This is a genomic window from Kitasatospora sp. NPDC001603, from assembly GCF_040298365.1.
In the GTDB taxonomy this organism is placed as follows: Bacteria; Actinomycetota; Actinomycetes; order Streptomycetales; family Streptomycetaceae; genus Kitasatospora.
Genome location: NZ_JBEPAA010000030.1, coordinates 58,943 through 75,940, shown reverse-complemented (window position 1 = coordinate 75,940; position 16,998 = coordinate 58,943). Strand labels below are relative to the sequence as shown.

The following is a 16,998-nucleotide window of genomic DNA, read 5'->3' as shown; positions in this document are numbered from 1 at the left end:
CGGGACGCGGCGTGCCTCACCGGCGGGCGCGCTCAGCCGAGGTGGCCCCGGAGGAAGCTGAGGGTGCGCCGCCAGGCCGTCCGGGCCTGGAGCGGGTCGTAGGAGCCGGGGCGGTTCTCGTCGTTCATGAAGGCGTGCCCGGCCGGATAGAAGTGGATCTCGGGCCGGACGTCGGTCGCCTCGCCGATCCGGATCGCCGCCTCGTCGACGGCGGCCATCGGGATCGACCGGTCGTGCTCGGCGTAGTGCCCCAGCACGTGGGCGGTGAGGCCCCGGTAGTCGAAGTCCGGATCGGGTGGCAGCCCGTAGAACGGCACCACGGCGGCCACCCGGTCGCCCTCGGCGGCGGCCAGCAGCAGCGCGAAGCCGCCGCCCATGCAGAACCCGACCACGCCGACCGCGTCGCCGACCACGCCGTCCAGGCCGAGCAGGTACCCGACCGCGCCGCGCAGGTCCACCACCGCCCGCTCGACCGGGAGTTCGCGCTTCAGCCGGGCCGCCTCGGCACTGTCGTGGGCGGTCGCGCCGCCGAACAGGTCGGGGGCGAGGACGGTGAACCCCTCGGCGGCGAAGCGGTCCGCCATCGCGGCCACGTGGGAGGTGAGCCCCCACCACTCCTGCACCACCACCAGGCCGGGGCCGACGCCCCGCTCGGGCCGGGCCAGATAGCCGTGGGCCTGGCGGCCGTTGCTCGGGAAGGTGACGTTCTGCCGGGAGCCGCCCTGCTCAGGCATGGCTTCCTCTCGGTGGGGACGGGCCGCGCGGCGCGGCGAGGGCTGCTGGGGGGTCGGCGCCGAGGGGGCGTCCGGGAGCGTGGTCGGCGCCGGCCCCCCGCGCCGGCGCGGCGCGGCGGATCAGCCCATCTCCTCCAGCGCCCGGCCCTTGGTTTCCTTGATGCAGAAGGCCACGAAGGGGATCGAGAGCAGGGCGAAGGCCGCGTAGATGACGTAGGTCGCCGACAGGTTCCAGTCCGCGAGGTCGGGGAAGCTGACGGTGATCGCCCAGTTGGCGATCCACTGGGCCGAGGCGGCGACGGAGAGGGCGAGCGCCCGGATCCGGTTGGGGAACATCTCGCCGAGCAGGACCCAGACCACCACGCCCCAGGAGAAGGCGAAGCAGAACACGAAGACGTGCGCGGCGACCAGCGCGACGGTGGCGTAGGTGTCGTCCAGGGTGGCGGCGTCGCCGGTGCCGTGCCGGAAGGAGAAGGCCCAGGCGGCGGTGCCCAGCGCCAGCGCCATGCCGGCCGATCCGGCCAGCGCGAGCGGCTTGCGGCCGATCCGGTCGACCAGGGCCATGGCGACCACCGTGCCGACCACGTTGACGATCGAGGTGGAGAGGCTGATCAGCAGTGAGTTGGACTCGTTGATGCCGACGGACTGCCAGAGGAAGGACGAGTAGTAGAAGATCACGTTGATGCCGACGAACTGCTGGAACACCGAGGCGCCGATGCCGATCCAGACGATCGGCAGCAGCCCGAAGCGGCCGCCCAGCAGGTCCCTGGCCCGGGGCTTGTGGGCGGATTCCAGCACCGCGCGGATCTCGCTGACCCGGGCGTCGAGGTCGACCCCCTCGCCCTCCACCTCCAGCAGCACCTTGCGGGCCTGCGCCTCGCGGCGGTCGGCGATCAGGTAGCGCGGCGACTCCGGGATGGCCAGCGCCATCAGCCCGTAGACGAGGGCCGGGACGGTCTCGACGCCGAGCATCCACTGCCAGGCCTGGATGCCGCCCAGGTGACCGGTGGAGTCGCCGCCGGCGGCCTGGTTGAGGGCCCAGTTGGCGAGCTGGGAGACGGTGATGCCGAGCACGATCGCCATCTGCTGGAAGGACGCCAGCCGGCCGCGGTAGGCGGTGGGCGCGACCTCCGCGATGTAGGTCGGGGCGATCACCGAGGCGATGCCGATCGCGACGCCGCCGACCACCCGCCAGGTGGCCAGCACCTGGATGCTCGGCGGGAACATCGAGCCGATGCCGCTGATCGCGAACAATGTGGCGGCCAGCAGCATGGTGCGGACCCGGCCGAACTGGTCGGCGAGCCGGCCGGCGATCACCGCCCCGCCGGCCGAGCCGAGCAGGGCGATGGCCACCACGAAGGCGGTCTCGCCGTTGCCGACCGCGAAGTGCTTCTGGATGCCGGTCACCGCACCGTTGATCACCGCGCTGTCGTAGCCGAACAGGAAGCCGCCCATCGCGGCCGCCGCCGAGATGAAGACGACGTGTCCGAGATGCGCCTCGCCGGAGGTCGGACGGGATGTGGCTGTGGACACGCGCGCTCCCCGGGTGGACGGGCCCGCCGGCACAGCCGAGGGGGCAGGATTCGTCACACATTCGATCAGCGGCGTCCCGGCTTCGCCCGAAATCGAGCCGATCGGGTGACTTGGCGTCAGCGCTGCTACCCCGTGCGCCGCGCGTTACGCCTGAGGAGCTGGGTGCGGGCGGCGGCGTCCAGGCCCCGGTCGCGTTCGGCCAGCCGGTCGGCGACGGCCCGCTGCTCCGCCGCGCCCTTCTTGTCGTCGTACTTGAACTTGGCGCGCACCGTGCGGACCGTCAGCCGCAGCCCGCGCAGGCCCGACAGGAGCGGGCCGAAGGGCGCCTCGCCCGGGGCCACCCGGGTGTCCGGGGTCTCCGGCTGGAAGTGCGCCAGCTGCCGGTTGAGGATCGCCGCCTTGCCGGCCGCGTCCTCGACGATCTCGGCCGTGCAGAGGAACTGGACGGAGGCGTAGTAGCTGGTCGGCGTGCCCGGCTCGCCGCGCCAGTGGCCGGGGGCGAAGGCGTAGTCGTCGGTGACCGCGAGGGTGACCTCGGGGTCGGCCCGGACGGCGGCGAACAGCGGGTTGGGCGCGGCGAGGTGCAGCAGGATCTCGCCCCGCTCGACGTCCAGCAGGAAGTGGGTGGGGACCAGGACGGGCCCCTGGCCGGGCAGGCCGTTGGCGGCGAGCAGGCCGAAGTCGCGGCCCTGGGCGAGCCAGGCCCGCCACTCGGCCTCGTCACCCCGGTCCCAGGACCTGATCAGCATGGGGAGCCCCTCAGCGGGTGAAGTCGCGCAGGTGCGCGGGGAGCGGCACGGCGGTGGAGGCGTCCGGCACGGGGGCGCCGTACACCGTGGTCACCGGCACGACGCCGGCCCAGTACGGGAGGTCGAGGTCCGCCTCGTCGTCGTCGGCCTCGTCGGCGCGGGTCTTGGCCGAGACCTCGTCGAGGTCGAGCCGGACGACGGCGGTGGCGGCCAGCTCCTTGGCGTTGGCCGGGCGGACCTCGGCGGAGCGGCCGGGGACGGTCTGGTCGACCAGCGCGTCCAGCGCGACCGACAGCTCCACCGGGTCGGTGACCTGGTGGGCCGTGCCGTGGGCGACGACCGAGCGGAAGTTGATCGAGTGGTTGAACGCGGACTTGGTCAGCACCAGGGCGTCGACCAGGGTGACGGTGACGCAGACCGGCATGCCCTGGTCGCCCTTGGCGCCGCGCAGCGGCCGGCTGCCGGTGGAGCCGTGGACGTAGAGGCGGTCGCCGACCCGGGCGAAGATGGTCGGCAGCACGACGGGGGCGCCGTCGACGACGAAGCCGAGGTGGCAGAGGTAGGTGCTGTCGAGGATCGCGTGGATCGCGTCCCGCTCCCAGGTGGCGCGGTCCTTGTAGCGGGTGGGGGTGGTGCGCGGGGTACGGGCGTAGGACGCGGTGCCGTCTGACATGACAACCTCTATGTACTAGTGCATAATCTCTTTTGTGCTAGGAGACTATCCGATCAAGGGACGGCGCGCCAGCGAGATCGCGGCCGACGTCGAGCAGGCCGTCAGCACCGGGCGGCTCGCGCCCGGCACCGCACTGCCCCCGCTGCGCGACCTGGCCGCCGAACTCGGCGTCAACCCCAACACCGTCGCCGCCGCCTACCGGCTGCTCCGCGACCGGGGGGTGATCGAGACCGCCGGCCGCAAGGGCAGCCGGATCCGCCCGCGGCCGGCGCTCACTCCGCGCGACCAGATCCGGGTGCCCGTCCCGCCGGACGCCCGGGACCTCTCCAACGGCAACCCCGACCCGGCGCTGCTCCCCGACCTCACCCCGGCCCTCGCCGCCGCGGCCGAGGCCGCCCGCCGCGACCCGGTGCTCTACGGGCGCCCCTCCGCCGATCCGGGGCTCCTGGCCCTCGCCGGGGCGGGCTTCCGCGCCGACGGCCTGCCCGACGCGCCGATCGCCATCAACTCCGGCTCGCTCGACACCATCGAGCGGATCCTCGCCACCCGGCTGCGCCCCGGGGACGCCGTCGCCGTCGAGGACCCGGGGTGGGGGAGCCTGATGGACCTGCTGCCCGCCCTCGGACTGCGGGCCGCCGCCGTCCGGCTGGACGACGAGGGGCCGCTGCCGGAGGCGCTCGCCGAGGCGCTGGCGGCCGGGGTCCGCGCGGTGGTCGTCACCAGCCGCGCGCAGAACCCGACCGGCGCGGTGGTCACCGCCGCCCGGGCGGCCGCGCTGCGGGCGGTGCTGGCGGGCCATCCCGGGGTGCTGCTGATCGAGGACGACCACGGCCACGGCATGGTCGACCAGCCCTTCCACTCGCTGGTCGGGGCCGGCTCCGACCACTGGGTGGTGGTGCGCTCGGCGGCCAAGGCCTACGGGCCGGACCTGCGGCTCTCCTTCGCGGTCGGGGACGCCGACACCATCGGCCGGGTGCAGGGCCGTCAGCGGCTCGGGGCCGGCTGGGTCAGCCATCTGCTGCAGGCCACGGTCGCCGAGCTGTGGCGCACCGACGCGGCGCCGGTCGCGCGGGTGGCCGCCGCCTACCGGGCGCGCCGGGACGCCCTGCTGGGGGAGCTGGCCGCCCGTGGCATCGAGGCGCACGGCGCGAGCGGGCTGAACGTCTGGGTGCCCGTCCCGGACGAGACCGGCGCGCTCGCCGCGCTGGTGCAGCGCGGCTGGGTCGTGGCGCCGGGCGCGCGGTTCCGCCTGCAGTCCGCGCCGGGGCTGCGGATCACCGTCGCCCGGCTCGATCCGGCCGAGGCACGGCGGCTGGCCGACGACCTGGCGGCCGTGCTCGGAGCGGACGGTGCCGGTTCGCGACTGATCTGAACCGGTCGGTAACAGGCCGGGAATCCTGTGCACGACCGATCTGAACCGGTCGGTAACAGAGTGAGAAACCTGGTGCAGATACCTAGCGGTAACAAGCGCGAGCATGTCATCTTCATCGCGCCACCGGCCGGCGGCCCACCCTCACCTCCGCGTCTCCCCGCCCCCACCGTGCGGACGAGACCGACCGCAGGAGTTCCGCCGTGCCCGAAAACCGTTCGAGCATCACTCGCAGAACCACCCGCCTCACCCGGCGGCTGCTCGCCGCCGCCCTCGCCCTGCCGCTCGGCGCGGCCGGCCTGGTCGCCGGCGCCGCCGCACCGGCCGCGGCCGCCGGCGCGGTGCCGGCCGGGCCCACCGCCAGCGTCACCCTGGGGGACAGCTACATCTCCGGCGAGGCCGGCCGCTGGAAGGGCAACTCGGTCGTCACCGGCGGAAGCCGGTCCGGTACCGACCGGGCCTGGACCGGCAGCGCCTACGACCCGAGCGGGGTCTACGGCGCGACGTATGCCAGCGGGTGCGACCGCTCGGACGTCGCGGAGGTGCGCAGCGCCCCGACCGTGACCCAGACCCAGCTGAACCTGGCCTGCTCGGGGGCCGTCGCCGCCAACGTCTTCCGGGCCGCGAACGGCGGCCAGTCGTTCAAGGGCGAGGCGCCGCAGGCCGACCAGCTCGCCTCCGTGGCGCGGCAGTACAACGTCAAGCTGATCACGCTCTCGATCGGCGGGAACGACCTCGGCTTCGCCGACGTGATCCAGAGCTGCGTCACGGACTACCTCGTCTGGTACTCCTACTGCCACGACGACCAGCAGGGCGAGGTCGACTCCCGGATGCCCGGCGCGATGGCGGGGGTCGGCAAGGCGCTGGACGAGATCCGGACCGTGATGGCCGGTGCGGGCTACGCGACCGGGGACTACCGGGTCGTGCTGCAGTCCTACCCCTCGCCGATCCCGCGCGGCGCCGAGATGCGCTACCCGGAGAGCGGCTGGAGCCGGTCCGACACCGGCGGCTGTCCGTTCTGGAACGGCGACGCGGACTGGGCCCGGGACTCGCTGGTGCCGCAGATCTCGCGGGCGCTGGCCGGGGTCGCCGTCGCGAAGGGGGCGCAGTTCCTGGACCTGGCGGACATGCTGCAGGGGCGCGAGGTCTGCTCCAAGGCCACCAAGCAGGCGAGTTCGAGCAGCGCGCCGTCCGCCACCACGAGTGAGTGGGCGCGGTTCGTCGACGGCGGGCTCAGCGCCTCGCAGGGCACGATCCAGGAGTCGATGCACCCGAACTACTACGGCCAGCAGGCCCTCGGGCAGTGCCTGACCCTGCTGTACGCGCGGCCGACCGGCAACTACGGCTGCCGCAACACGGCCGGCAAGGACGCGAGCGGGATGTACCTCACCGCGCGGTAGCGCGCGGCGCGGCCGGTCCCCGCCCCCGGGCCCGAGCGGGGACCGGCCGCGGCGGGTCAGCCCTTGGCGAGCAGCGCCTCGGCGTGCGCGCGCACCTGATCCTTCGTCAGATAGGCGTCGGTGTACTCGAAGTCCCGCAGCCGGGCGGGCTGGCGGGCCAGGAAGCCGGTCCGGACGAAGTCGTCGCCGGCGGTGGCGTTGAGCAGCCAGTTGGCGCCGACCCGGAACTTCGCCACGTTGGTGCGCATCGCCATCAGGTGGTAGCCGCGGGCGACCACCTGGGCGGGGACGCCGCGCAGTTCGACGCCGACCGGCTTGGAGACCGCGTCCTTGCCGCCGAGGTCCACCACCAGGCCCAGGTCCTTGTGGTAGTAGGGCTCCAGCGGCTGGTTGCGCAGCGCGGCGATCACGTTGTTGGCCACCGCCCGGCCCTGGCGGGCGGAGTGCTGGGCGGTGGGCGGGCAGACCGCGCCGTCGCCCTTCGCGAGGTCCGGGACGGCGGCGGCGTCGCCGAGTGCGAAGACACCCTCGAACTGCGGCACCCGCATCTCCGCGGTGACCGCGATCCGGCCGCGGACCGTCTCGGCGTCCAGGGTGCCGATCAGCGGGCTGGCCGCGACGCCGGCCGTCCAGATCAGCGTCCGGCAGGGGAGCACCCGGCCGTCGGTGAACTTGACCGACTCGGCGCCGACTTCGGCCACCGAGACGCCCAGCGAGACCTCGATGCCGCGCTCGCGCAGCACCTCCAGGGCGGCGACACCGAGGGCGTCGCCGAGCTCCGGCATCAGCTTCGGGGCGATGTCGATCAGGTGCCACTTGATCTGCCGGGCGTCCAGCCGCGGGTAGCGCCGGGCGGCCGCGGTGGTCAGCCGCTGGAGGCAGGCGGCGGTCTCGGTGCCCGCGTAGCCGCCGCCGACCACCACGAACTGGAGCCGGGACTCGCGCTCCCGCTGGTCCAGGGTGGCGGAGGCGAGGTCGAGTTGGGCGATGACGTGGTCGCGGACGTAGGTCGCCTCGGCGAGCGTCTTCATGCCGCGCGCGTAGTCGGTCAGGCCCGGGATGTCGAAGGTGCGGGTCACGCTGCCGGGCGCGAGCACCAGGTAGTCGTACTTCTGCGCGACCACCTCGTCGGTGATCTTGCGGACCACGCAGACCTTGGAACGCGGGTCGACGCCGATCGCGCCGCCGGGGACGATGTGGGTGCGGCGAAGCGTCCGGCGGAGCGAGACCGCGACCGACTGCGGGGTCAGCACCCCGGCCGCCACGTGCGGGAGCAGCGGCAGATAGAGCTGATAGCTGAACGGCGTGACCAGCGAGATCTCCGCCTCCGAGGGCGTGAGCTTGCGTTCGAGCCGGCGAGCGCACTCCAGTCCGGCGAAGCCACCGCCCACGATCAGGATCCGAGCTCGTTCCATCGTTCATCCCTTACAGTGCAGTTCGTACCGTGCAAGGTCCCCACTACTCTGAGCCACACTCGCACGGCGGAGCGGGCGCTGCCACCGGACGGCGCGGATGGCGCAGGCCCGCGCCGGGCGGGGACGGCACGCGGCCCCCGGTCCGCGCATATGCCCGATAGGCTGTCCGGCGTGCTCCCCGAGGTGACGGCGGTCCGTTATGTGACGCCACTGCGAGAAGGCGGCTCGATGCCGGGCCTGGTCGAGGCCGACGACCGGCGGCTGTACGCCCTGAAATGGGTCGGCGCCGCGCAGGGCCGCAAAGCGCTGGTGGCGGAGGTGCTGGCCGGTGAGCTGGGCCGCCGGCTCGGGCTGCCGGTACCGGAGTTGGTCACCGTGGACCTCGACCCGGTGCTGGCCCGCAGCGAGCCGGACCCGCAGATCCAGGACCAGATGCGGGCCAGCGGCGGCCGCAACCTCGGGATGGCCTTCGTCAGCGGGGCGCTCAACTTCGACCCGCTCTGCTTCGAGGTGGACGCCGGGCTGGCCGGGCAGGTGCTCTGGTTCGACGCCCTGATCGGCAACGTCGACCGCTCGTGGCGCAACCCCAACCTGCTGGTGGCCACCGGCGGGCTGCGGCTGATCGACCACGGCGCCAGCCTGATCTTCCATCACCACTGGGCGGGCGCGGCCGGCTGGATCCGCCGCCCGTACGACGCCTCCGACCACGCGCTGTTGCGCGCGGAGCCCGATCTGGTGGCCGCGGACAAGGCGCTCGCGCCGCTCGCCGAGGCGGCGGTGGAGGCGGCGGTGGCGCGGATCCCGGACGTCTGGCTGGCGGACGAGCCGGGCTTCGACTCGCCCGAGGCGGTGCGCGCCGCGTACCGCTCCCAGCTGACCGGGCGACTGGCCGGCCCGCGTGACTGGCTGCCGGAGGTCTCCGCATGAGCGAGTCCGTGACGCCGGCCCCGCCGGCCGTCGAGCTGCACGACTACGAGTACGCGGTGATCCGGGCGGTGCCCCGGGTCGAGCGCGGCGAGTGCGTCAACGTCGGGGTGCTGCTGTACTGCCGGCAGAGCGCGCACCTGGGCGCCCGGACCCATCTGGACCAGGCCCGGCTGCTGGCGCTCGACCCGGTGGCGGACGTCGCCGGGGTGCGGCGGGCGCTGCACGGGATCGAGGCGGTCTGCGCGGGCGGGCCCGCGGCCGGTCCGGCGGCGGGCGACAGTCCGGGGCAGCGGTTCCGCTGGCTGACGGCGCCGCGCAGTGCCATCGTCCAGCCGGGACCGGTGCACACCGGGCTGACCGGTGACCCGGAGGCCGAGCTGCGGCGGCTCTTCGACCAGCTGGTGCTCTGAGGGCGACCGGTCGGGTGCCCGGGGGCCGTCCGGGGGCCCTTCCGGGGCCGAGCGGTTGACCTGCGGACTTTTGCCCCGGTCAAAGCTTGAGTTGGTGAAGCACTCGGTCGTACGCTGGCCCCATGGGTTCGACAGCGACGACGACCGTACCGACCAACGCCGAGTTGATGGAGGCGTTGGCCGCCGTCGGCGCTGCCTACTTCCAGGACTTCGCGGGAGCCGCGGCCCGGCACGGCCTCTCCTCCTCCCAGGCGAAGGCCCTCGGTGCGGTGCAGGAGCCGGTGCCGATGCGCGCGCTGGCCGGCCGGCTGGGCTGCGACGCCTCCAACGTGACGGGGATCGTCGACCGGCTGGAGTCGCTCGGCCTGGCCAACCGCGAGGCGGCGGCCGGTGACCGGCGGGTCAAGATCGTGGTGATCACCGAGCAGGGCCGCGAGATCCTCGGGCTGATCCGCGGCGAGATGAGCCGTACCCACCAGGCCTTCGAGGCGATGACGGACGAGCAGCGGATCTCGCTGCACTCGATCTGCGCGCAGGTGCTGCCGGTCCTCGCCGGGCGCTCGCCCGGCACGGTGTAGCGGCACAGCGGCACAGCGGCACAGTGGCACAGCGGTACGGCGATCGGCCGGGGCGGGCGCGGGAGGCGGCAGCGCCCGGTCCGCCGCCGCTCGCGCTGACCTCGGCTGTTAGGCTTGCGAAGCGTGAGCGCGAAGCCCCAGATCCCCAATGTCCTGGCCTCCCGGTACGCCTCGGCGACCCTGGCCCAGCTGTGGTCCCCCGAGCACAAGGTGGTCCTTGAGCGCCACCTGTGGCTCGCCGTCCTGAAGGCCCAGCAGGACCTCGGCGTGGAGGTGCCCGCAGGCGCCGTCGCCGACTACGAGCGGGTGATCGACCAGGTCGACCTCGGTTCGATCGCCGCCCGCGAGCGGGTCACCCGGCACGACGTGAAGGCGCGGATCGAGGAGTTCAGCGACCTCGCCGGCCACGAGCAGATCCACAAGGGCATGACCTCCCGGGACCTGACCGAGAACGTCGAGCAGCTGCAGATCCGCCAGTCGCTGGAGCACGTCCGCGACCGCACGGTCGCCGTGCTGGTCCGCCTGGGCCGGCTCGCCGCCCAGCACTCCGAGCTGGTCATGGCCGGCCGGTCGCACAACGTCGCCGCGCAGGCCACCACCCTGGGCAAGCGCTTCGCGACCGTCGCCGACGAGGTGCTGGTCGCCTTCCGCCGGCTGGAGGAGCTGATCGCCCGCTACCCGCTGCGCGGGATCAAGGGCCCGGTCGGCACCGCCCAGGACATGCTCGACCTGCTCGGCGGCGACACCGACAAGCTCGCCGAGCTGGAGCGCCGGGTGGCCGGTCACCTCGGCTTCGACCACGTGCTGACCAGCGTCGGCCAGGTCTACCCGCGCTCGCTGGACTTCGAGGTGCTCACCGCCCTCGTCCAGCTCTCGGCCGGGCCGTCCAGCCTGGCCAAGACGATCCGCCTGATGGCCGGCCACGAGCTGGTCACCGAGGGGTTCAAGGAGGGCCAGGTCGGCTCCTCCGCGATGCCGCACAAGATGAACACCCGCTCCTGCGAGCGCGTCAACGGCCTGGCCGTCATCCTGCGCGGGTACGCCTCGATGACCGCCGAGCTGGGCGGCGACCAGTGGAACGAGGGCGACGTCTCCTGCTCGGTGGTCCGCCGGGTCGCGCTGCCGGACGCCTTCTTCGCCTTCGACGGCCTGCTGGAGACCTTCCTGACCGTCCTCGACGAGTTCGGCGCCTTCCCCGCCGTGATCGAGGCCGAGCTGGACCGCTACCTGCCGTTCCTGGCCACCACCAAGGTGCTGATGGGCGCGGTGCGGGCGGGCGTCGGCCGGGAGACCGGGCACGAGGTCATCAAGGAGCACGCCGTCGCCTCGGCGCTGGCGATGCGGGCCGGCGCGCGGGAGAACGAGCTGCTGGACCGGCTGGCGGCGGACGCGCGGATCCCGCTGGACCGGGCCGGGCTGGACGCGCTGCTGGCCGACCGGCTCTCCTTCACCGGCGCGGCCGGTGCCCAGGTCGCCGAGGTGGTCCGCCAGGTCGAGGCCGTTGCGGCCGCCTACCCCGAGGCCGCCAAGTACGCCCCGGGCGACATCCTCTGACGTTGCCTCAGGCCTTCGTGGGCCCCGCCGCCGATCCGGTGGCGGGGCCTTCGCCGTGTCCGGCGGCGGCATGGCCCGGATCCAGCGGAGGGGCGGTGCCGCAGGCGTAGGTGCAGTCCGGCTCGGCGACCGGGTGGTCCTCGGGGGCCAGCACATTGCCCCGGACGGTGGTGAACGCCGTCACCGCGCCGGTGACCAGCAGCCCGGCGCAGATCAGCATCGCGGTCCGGAAGGCGGAGTCCACCGCGGCCGGCACCCGGTAGGCCTCGCCGCTGAGCCCGGCCAGCGCCGGCAGGGCGGCCACCGCGAGCAGCCCGGCCGCGCGGGCGGCGGCGTTGTTGACGCCGCTGGCGATCCCGGCATGCCGGACCTCCACCGCCGCGAGCACCGTCGCGGTCAGCGGCGCGACCAGCAGGACCATCCCGCAGCCCATCACGGCGGCGGCCGGCAGCACGTCCGTCCAGTACGAGGCGTCGGAGCCGATCCGCAGCATCAGCAGGACCCCCGTCGCGCAGAGCAGCGGCCCCACGGTGAGCGGGAGGCGCGGGCCGATCCGCTTGCCGAGCCGGCCGGCCCGGGCGGACAGCGCGAGCATCAGCACGGTGATCGGCAGCAGGGCTAGCCCGGAGACCAGTGGGGAGAAGCCGGAGACGATCTGCAGCTGGACGACCAGGAGGAAGAAGACGCCGCTGAACGCCGCGTAGACGCAGAGGGTGACCAGGTTCACCGCGGTGAACAGGCGGGAGGAGAAGAGGCCGAGCGGCAGCATCGGCTCCGGGACGCGGCGTTCGACCATCACGAAGGCCGTGCCCAGCAGCAGGCCGGCCGCGCCGGACACCCACACCACGGCCGAGAGCCCGTCGCCCGCCGCGGTCAGCGCGTAGGTGACCGAGCCCAGCGCGAGCGCGGCCAGCGCCGCGCCGAGGACGTCGAACCGGCCGGTCGCGCTCCCGTCCCGGCTCTCCGGGACGTGCCGGGAGGCCACCGCGACCACCAGGGCGGCGAGCGGGACGTTCAACAGGAAGATCCACCGCCAGCCGGGGCCGTCCACCAGCCAGCCGCCGAGGAACGGGCCGATCGCGGCGGACACCCCGCCGAGGCCGGACCAGAGGCCGACCGCTGCCGAGCGGTCGTCAGGGTGGAACACCGCCTGGAGCATCGCCAGCGAGCCGGGGGTGAGCAGCGCCCCGCCGACGCCCTGCACCGCGCGGGCGGCGACCAGCACCTCGATGGTGGGGGCCGCGGCGCAGGCCGCCGAGGCGGCGGCGAACCAGAGCACGCCGATCAGGAAGACGCGGCGCCGGCCGTAGCGGTCACCGAGCGCGCCGCCGAGCAGGATCAGGCCGGCCAGGGTGAGCAGATAGGCGTTGAGCGTCCACTGCAGGGCGGCGAGCGGAGCGCCGAGATCGGTGCCGATCCGGGGCAGTGCGACGTTGACGACGGTGCCGTCGAGCATCGCCATGCTGGAGCCGAGCACCGTCGCCAGTAGTACCCAGCGGCCCTGCGCGGTGCCCAGGCGCAGGGTGCCGGCCTCGGAGGTGGCCACCGCCTGATCGTGCGCCCCGGGAGGCGACGTGACAAGGGTCACCGGGGGTGTGTCGGCGGATGGCTTTCCGTAGGTGATCGCATGCGTACGGACACCGAAATCGGCGGAGCGTCGTGGATCAGTGGCACGCGGTGAATCGATTGTGCACATACTGTGCAGCCGATCATTCGGAGTGTCACGGCCTTCCCGGTAGTGGTTGTCGATTCAAGAGATCGACATTGCTTCGCCCGGGCGGATGAGTTTTAGTTCAGCGACCGCCCGGCATTGGACCGGGTGGCCACCGGGTGGAACGCCTAGTCCTGCCGCTGCCCGGTGGTACGAACCGAACTCTGTACGGCAGGAGCGGGGGACCCAAAGGTAAGTCGCCGGACCGGAATTCACGGTCCGGCTTGGGGTGAAGCCGCGCTATGCGGCCGGGCAACTCCAGCCCGAACCCGACAGCTCACCTCGCAGGCGTCGGAGAGGACAGTTCGCCATGCCCGCACAGGCTCGTCGTATCACCCTGCCCCGCGCCGCCCGCATCGGCATCGCCACCGCCGTGACCGGCGCCGCTTTCGCCCTCCCGCTGGTGACCACCATCAGCGCCCAGGCCCACACCGCCCCGGCCGCCAAGCCCGCGCAGACCTCCACCTGGACCGGCGCCACCAGCGTCGACGCCGCGCCGGCCGCTGCCGCGCAGCCGGCCGCCGAGGCCGCCAAGCCGGCCGCCGCGCCGGCCGAGGAGAGCTACAAGGTCGTCGGCGGGGACACCCTGTCGAAGATCGCCGACGCCAAGCAGGTCGAGGGTGGCTGGAAGGCCCTCTACGACCACAACCGCTCGGTCGTCGGTGCCAACCCGAACCTCATCTTCCCGGGTCAGCAGCTCGCGCTGGGTGCCAAGGCCGCCGCCGCTCCGGCCGCCGCCGAGGCCGCCAAGCCCGCCGCCCCGGCCGCCAAGCCGCAGGTCTCGCAGGACGCGCAGAAGCCGGCCGCCCAGCACGCCGCCCCGAAGCCGGTCCAGGCCGCCAAGCCCGCCGCTCCGGCCGCGAAGCCGGCGGCCCCCGCCGCCAAGCCGGCCGCTCCGGCCGCTCCCGCGGCGCCGGCCGCCGCGGCCAGCACCTCGGGCTTCGTCGCCCCCCTCGCCAACCCGAAGCTCGGCACCGCCTACGGCGTGGCCGGCTCGATGTGGGCCTCCGGTCACCACACCGGTGCCGACTTCGTCGCCTCCACCGGCACCCCGCTGCGCGCCGTCGGCGCCGGCACCGTGGTGAAGGCCGGCAACGGCGGCGCCTACGGCAACGAGGTCGAGATCAAGCTCGCTGACGGCCACTACGCCGAGTACGCGCACCTGTCCTCGATCGGTGTGAAGATCGGTCAGACCGTCACCGCCGGCCAGCAGATCGGCCTCTCGGGTGCCACCGGCAACGTGACCGGCCCGCACCTGCACTTCGAGATCCGCACCGGCTCGGAGTACGGCTCGGACATCGACCCGATCGCCTACCTGCGGGCGCACGGCGTCTCCCTCTGACCTGAGGTCGGACTTCCGCTGGGTGCGGGGCGTACGACCTCCCGGGATGGTCATGTCGGGTGACCGCTCGACCGGGTGATCGCCGCACCGTCAGCGGATCATGGGCGCGGGACACGCCCTGGCCGGCCCGGCTCGCGAATTTCCTTCGCGAGCCGGGCCGGCCTTTTTCGTGCCCTTCTGACAGGCAGGTGCCCCCCCTGCGATCGGGGTTTCCGTCCGGCGTTTCCGAGTGGTCGGCTCCGTCGTGCGGAAGGCCTTTCCGGGAGGCCTTCCTGAGGGGCCTTCCGGGATGTGCCGACGGCCCGTCCGCGGCCGGACGGGCCGTCAATTCTCGGTCGGCGGTCGCGGTGAAAGGAATGAGCCGCCCCGGCGGGGTTCAGGACCGGTGGGCGGGCAGGTCGCTGTCGGCGGCGGTCAGCAACTGGTGCACGCGGTGGCCGAACTCGTCCGCGTCGCGGGCCGGCTCGGGGAAGACCAGGCGGACGTCGCGGTGGCCCCAGGGGTGGTCCAGACGGAGCACCAGGCCGTGCCGGTCGAGGGCCAGCGGGCGGACGTCGGGGTGTCCGACGAGCAGCTCGCGGTCCAGCAGCCGGGTGAGCAGGGCGAGGGCGTCCGGGTGGTCGTCGGCGAGGTGGGTGAGCATCGCCGCCTCGAAGCGCGCCAGCGGGTCGGGCGCGGCCAGGGCGAGGTCGGCGCCGGTGAGGGCGGTGGTGCCGTACGGGGTGGAGAGGACGGCGTGTGCGACGTCCAGCCGCAGGTGGACGCTGAGGCCGTCGTCGGCGAGGTGGGCGAGGTGCAGCCGGCCGGCCAGGGTGAGACGGCCGCGGACGCGGTCGCGGACGGCGACCGGGGCGATGTCGGTGAGGTCCAGGACGACGGCCAGGCCGTCCCGCTCGCGGGTCACGGCGAGGGTGAGCGGCGCGTCGAGCGGTGCGACCAGGCGCAGCCGGGAGCCGTGCACCGAGACCGGGGTGTCCAGGTCGTGGTACTCGCCGCAGGCCCGGATCACCACGGAGGAGGTGGCGCTGAGCAGGCTGCAGACCCGTTCGGCGGCGGTGGGTTCGGGCGCCTCGACGTCGACAGGGCTGGGGCTCATGACGACCTCCGTTTGTTAGGTGAGGCTAACCTAATCACTTCGGTGGGGGAGGGCAAGGTGTGCGCAGGTGGTTCGCGGGTCGTGAGGGAGGGTGCGTGGATCCAAGGGATTGCAGATGGAGATAGCGAGCGCTTGCAAGTATCTGGCGTTCGGTCGTATTGTCGACGCTGGTAGTTGCACACGCAATCTTCTGTACGCTCTGGAAAGCGGTCCCCTCATGCCCCTCGCGCTCCTGGCGCTGGCGATCAGCGCCTTCGGCATCGGCACCACCGAGTTCGTGATCATGGGCCTGCTGCCCGAGGTCGCCGGCGACTTCTCGGTGTCCATCCCCACCGCCGGCCTGCTCATCTCCGGCTACGCACTCGGTGTCGTGATCGGCGGCCCGCTGCTCACCGTCCTCGGCACCCGGATCCCCCGCAAGGGGATGCTGCTGATGCTGATGGGCCTGTTCATCGCCGGCAACCTGGTCTCCGCCGTCGCGCCCGCCTTCGGTCTGCTGCTGGTCGGCCGGGTGCTCGCGGCCTTCGCGCACGGCGCCTTCTTCGGCATCGGCTCGGTGGTCGCCGCCGACCTCGTCGCCCCGCACAAGCGGGCCGGCGCCATCGCCCTGATGTTCACCGGGCTCACCGCCGCCAACGTGCTCGGCGTGCCGATGGGCACCCTGCTCGGCCAGCACTTCGGCTGGCGCTCCACCTTCTACGTGGTCGCGGCGCTCGGCGCGATCGGCTTCGCCGGCATCGCGGCCCTGGTGCCCGTCCAGCCGCGCGCCGAGGACACCCGGCTCGGCCCGGAGCTGGCCGTCTTCCGCAAGCCGCAGATCTGGCTCGCGCTGAGCATGACGGTGCTCGGCTGGGGCGGCATCTTCGCGATGTTCACCTACATCACGCCGATGATGACCGAGATGGCGGGCTTCGCCCCCTCCAGCGTGACCTGGCTGCTCTTCCTGTTCGGCGTCGGCCTGTTCGTCGGCAACCTGCTCGGCGGCTGGTTCGCCGACCGCGCGCTGATGCGGAGCCTGTACGTGATCCTGGCGGTGCTGGCGGTGCTGCTCTTCGCCTTCACCCTCGCCTCGCACAGCAGGGTCGGTGCGATCGTCGCCATTCCGCTGATCGGCGTGTTCGGCTTCGCGACCGTCGCACCGCTGCAGAAGCGGGTGATGGACCAGGCCGCCGGCGCGCCCACGCTGGCCTCGGCCGCCAATATCGCGGCCTTCAACCTGGGCAACGCGCTCGCCGCCTGGCTCGGCGGGCTGGTCATCTCGTCCGGGCTCGGCTACGACGCGCCGAACTGGGTGGGCGGGCTGATGGCCGCCGCCGCCCTCGGGGTCGCGCTGCTCTCCGGCGCGCTGGAGCGGCGGGGGGCCGGCGCCGGTGGCCGGGTCGTGGCGCGCGGTGGAGCGGCCGCCGAGGAGGCGCTCACCGCCGGGCGGTGAGCGCGGAACGCGCGGGGCCCGGACACTCGTCCGGGCCCCGCGCGTCGTGTCGCGGCGGGTCAGCCGATCACGGCT

Annotated in this window: 15 protein-coding genes and 1 riboswitch; of the genes, 8 read left to right on the top strand and 7 right to left on the bottom strand. The window is 73.5% G+C overall.

Annotation, left to right across the window (positions count from 1 at the left end; all coding sequences use genetic code 11):
- Nucleotides 1-32: 32 nt before the first annotated feature.
- The 4 genes from ABT263_RS20185 to ABT263_RS20170 all read right to left on the bottom strand — a co-directional run bounded on the left by ABT263_RS20185 (nt 33) and on the right by ABT263_RS20170 (nt 3,689).
- Nucleotides 33-734 (bottom strand): dienelactone hydrolase family protein, encoded by a 702-nt coding sequence (locus ABT263_RS20185; RefSeq protein ID WP_329490886.1) that lies wholly within the window; start codon nt 732-734, stop codon nt 33-35.
- Between the two features lie 120 nt (nt 735-854).
- Nucleotides 855-2,267 (bottom strand): sugar porter family MFS transporter, encoded by a 1,413-nt coding sequence (locus tag ABT263_RS20180; protein ID WP_352291800.1) that lies wholly within the window; start codon nt 2,265-2,267, stop codon nt 855-857.
- Between the two features lie 125 nt (nt 2,268-2,392).
- Nucleotides 2,393-3,016: an FMN-binding negative transcriptional regulator gene (locus ABT263_RS20175; protein ID WP_352291798.1), complete on the bottom strand. Its 624-nt coding sequence runs from the start codon at nt 3,014-3,016 to the stop codon at nt 2,393-2,395.
- 10 nt (nt 3,017-3,026) lie between these two features.
- A complete protein-coding gene (locus tag ABT263_RS20170; RefSeq protein ID WP_352291796.1) occupies nt 3,027-3,689 on the bottom strand; it encodes a pyridoxamine 5'-phosphate oxidase family protein in 663 nt (220 codons plus the stop codon).
- A gap of 34 nt (nt 3,690-3,723) precedes the next feature.
- Between ABT263_RS20170 and ABT263_RS20165 the strand changes: the two genes are divergently transcribed.
- Nucleotides 3,724-5,061 carry an aminotransferase class I/II-fold pyridoxal phosphate-dependent enzyme gene (locus ABT263_RS20165; protein ID WP_352291794.1) on the top strand — a complete coding sequence of 446 codons (1,338 nt, stop codon included), beginning with the start codon at nt 3,724-3,726 and terminating at the stop codon, nt 5,059-5,061.
- A gap of 200 nt (nt 5,062-5,261) precedes the next feature.
- Nucleotides 5,262-6,458: a GDSL-type esterase/lipase family protein gene (locus tag ABT263_RS20160; protein WP_352291792.1), complete on the top strand. Its 1,197-nt coding sequence runs from the start codon at nt 5,262-5,264 to the stop codon at nt 6,456-6,458.
- A gap of 56 nt (nt 6,459-6,514) precedes the next feature.
- Here ABT263_RS20160 and ABT263_RS20155 read toward each other — a convergent pair whose 3' ends face one another.
- A complete protein-coding gene (locus ABT263_RS20155; RefSeq protein WP_329490892.1) occupies nt 6,515-7,873 on the bottom strand; it encodes an NAD(P)/FAD-dependent oxidoreductase in 1,359 nt (452 codons plus the stop codon).
- A gap of 171 nt (nt 7,874-8,044) precedes the next feature.
- Here ABT263_RS20155 and ABT263_RS20150 point away from each other — a divergent pair, with 171 nt between their 5' ends.
- From ABT263_RS20150 to purB, 4 genes are all read left to right on the top strand, one after another.
- Nucleotides 8,045-8,800, top strand: coding sequence for a HipA family kinase (locus tag ABT263_RS20150; protein ID WP_352291790.1), 756 nt, complete (start codon nt 8,045-8,047; stop codon nt 8,798-8,800).
- The gene (locus ABT263_RS20145) at nt 8,797-9,210 is read left to right on the top strand and encodes a DUF3037 domain-containing protein (protein ID WP_329490894.1); all 414 of its coding nucleotides are present in this window, start codon (nt 8,797-8,799) and stop codon (nt 9,208-9,210) included. Before ABT263_RS20150 ends, ABT263_RS20145 begins: the two co-directional genes overlap by 4 nt.
- 122 nt (nt 9,211-9,332) lie before the next feature.
- On the top strand, nt 9,333-9,788 hold the full coding sequence (locus ABT263_RS20140; protein WP_329490895.1) for a MarR family winged helix-turn-helix transcriptional regulator: 456 nt from the start codon (nt 9,333-9,335) through the stop codon (nt 9,786-9,788).
- A gap of 123 nt (nt 9,789-9,911) precedes the next feature.
- Complete coding sequence (gene purB, locus ABT263_RS20135) at nt 9,912-11,342, top strand: adenylosuccinate lyase (protein ID WP_352291788.1); 1,431 nt, start codon at nt 9,912-9,914, stop codon at nt 11,340-11,342.
- 7 nt (nt 11,343-11,349) lie between these two features.
- Here the strand turns inward: purB and ABT263_RS20130 are convergent, their stop codons facing one another.
- Complete coding sequence (locus ABT263_RS20130) at nt 11,350-12,888, bottom strand: MFS transporter (protein ID WP_352291786.1); 1,539 nt, start codon at nt 12,886-12,888, stop codon at nt 11,350-11,352.
- 310 nt (nt 12,889-13,198) lie between these two features.
- A riboswitch (cyclic di-AMP (ydaO/yuaA leader) is annotated at nt 13,199-13,359 on the top strand.
- A 4-nt stretch (nt 13,360-13,363) separates the two neighbouring features.
- On the opposite strand from ABT263_RS20130, the gene ABT263_RS20125 reads away from it, so the two are divergent.
- Nucleotides 13,364-14,395 (top strand): M23 family metallopeptidase, encoded by a 1,032-nt coding sequence (locus tag ABT263_RS20125; RefSeq protein ID WP_352291784.1) that lies wholly within the window; start codon nt 13,364-13,366, stop codon nt 14,393-14,395.
- Between the two features lie 376 nt (nt 14,396-14,771).
- Here ABT263_RS20125 and ABT263_RS20120 read toward each other — a convergent pair whose 3' ends face one another.
- The gene (locus ABT263_RS20120; protein WP_352291782.1) at nt 14,772-15,491 is read right to left on the bottom strand and encodes a DUF2470 domain-containing protein; all 720 of its coding nucleotides are present in this window, start codon (nt 15,489-15,491) and stop codon (nt 14,772-14,774) included.
- A gap of 217 nt (nt 15,492-15,708) precedes the next feature.
- On the opposite strand from ABT263_RS20120, the gene ABT263_RS20115 reads away from it, so the two are divergent.
- Nucleotides 15,709-16,923: an MFS transporter gene (locus ABT263_RS20115; protein WP_352291780.1), complete on the top strand. Its 1,215-nt coding sequence runs from the start codon at nt 15,709-15,711 to the stop codon at nt 16,921-16,923.
- The last annotated feature ends 75 nt before the right edge of the window (nt 16,924-16,998 follow it).

Coding starts and splice junctions, on each gene's coding strand:
- ABT263_RS20120 (WP_352291782.1), bottom strand. CDS start 15,491: ATGAGCCCCAGCCCTGTCGACGTCGAGGCGCCCGAACCCACCGCCGCC.
- ABT263_RS20145 (WP_329490894.1), top strand. CDS start 8,797: ATGAGCGAGTCCGTGACGCCGGCCCCGCCGGCCGTCGAGCTGCACGAC.
- ABT263_RS20175 (WP_352291798.1), bottom strand. CDS start 3,016: ATGCTGATCAGGTCCTGGGACCGGGGTGACGAGGCCGAGTGGCGGGCC.
- ABT263_RS20170 (WP_352291796.1), bottom strand. CDS start 3,689: ATGTCAGACGGCACCGCGTCCTACGCCCGTACCCCGCGCACCACCCCC.
- ABT263_RS20125 (WP_352291784.1), top strand. CDS start 13,364: ATGCCCGCACAGGCTCGTCGTATCACCCTGCCCCGCGCCGCCCGCATC.
- ABT263_RS20115 (WP_352291780.1), top strand. CDS start 15,709: ATGCCCCTCGCGCTCCTGGCGCTGGCGATCAGCGCCTTCGGCATCGGC.
- ABT263_RS20140 (WP_329490895.1), top strand. CDS start 9,333: ATGGGTTCGACAGCGACGACGACCGTACCGACCAACGCCGAGTTGATG.
- ABT263_RS20185 (WP_329490886.1), bottom strand. CDS start 734: ATGCCTGAGCAGGGCGGCTCCCGGCAGAACGTCACCTTCCCGAGCAAC.
- ABT263_RS20155 (WP_329490892.1), bottom strand. CDS start 7,873: ATGGAACGAGCTCGGATCCTGATCGTGGGCGGTGGCTTCGCCGGACTG.